This is a genomic window from Vibrio sp. 1580, from assembly GCF_033340055.1.
This window is the reverse complement of sequence record NZ_JAWOVT010000304.1, coordinates 1-692: the sequence shown is the minus strand read 5'-3', so window position 1 is coordinate 692 and position 692 is coordinate 1. Positions and strand designations below refer to the sequence as shown.

1 protein-coding gene is annotated in these 692 nt (G+C 44.4%); it reads left to right on the top strand.

What is annotated here, in order from left to right; translation table 11 throughout:
- Positions 1 to 452: FAD-dependent oxidoreductase (locus R7093_RS25675; protein WP_318147080.1), on the top strand; the 452-nt coding region annotated here is incomplete at its 5' end.
- Between the last annotated feature and the right edge of the window lie 240 nt (positions 453 to 692).

Sequence of the window (692 nt, the reverse complement as noted above, 5' to 3'; positions counted from 1 at the left end):
CTTCTCATGAAGAAGGTGTCGATCGTCACTGGAACATCTTGACCAAAGAGTTCATCGGTAACGACAAAGGTGAAGTTACAGGTCTTCGTCTTGCAGATATCGTTTGGGAAGATGCGAAACCAGGCGAGCGCCCAAACTTTGAAGAAGTAGAAGGCAGCGAGCGCGTGATCCCATGTGACATGGCTTTCCTTGCGATGGGCTTCCTGCACCCAGAACCAACTGGCGTGCTTGCTCAACTGGATATCGCACTCGATGATCGCGGCAACGTTGCAACGCAAGGTTTCGCGACGAATCAAGAAGGCGTATTCGCCGCAGGTGATATGCGTACAGGCCAATCTTTGGTGGTTCGTTGTATCAACGAAGGTCGCGAATGTGCTCGTGCTATTGATGAATACCTGATGGGTGGCACTAACCTTGAAGCAAAAGCAAATTCGCTAATGCTTTCAGCATAAAGGGGGCATTCACGCTTCCTTCTTTCAAAGTCATCACTTAGCCATCAGCGATATCGATGGCTAAAGACCAAGAAAGAAAACAATTCCTTCCAATCTTTATCTTTTGACCAGCATTTTATGCTGGTCTTTTTTATTCCTCCCAGCATCAAATGTTACTTTTTTGTAACAATCAATTTTCTATCTCATTGAAATTATTATACTATTTTAGGTAATTAAACGGTAAATCGCATATTCACGTGA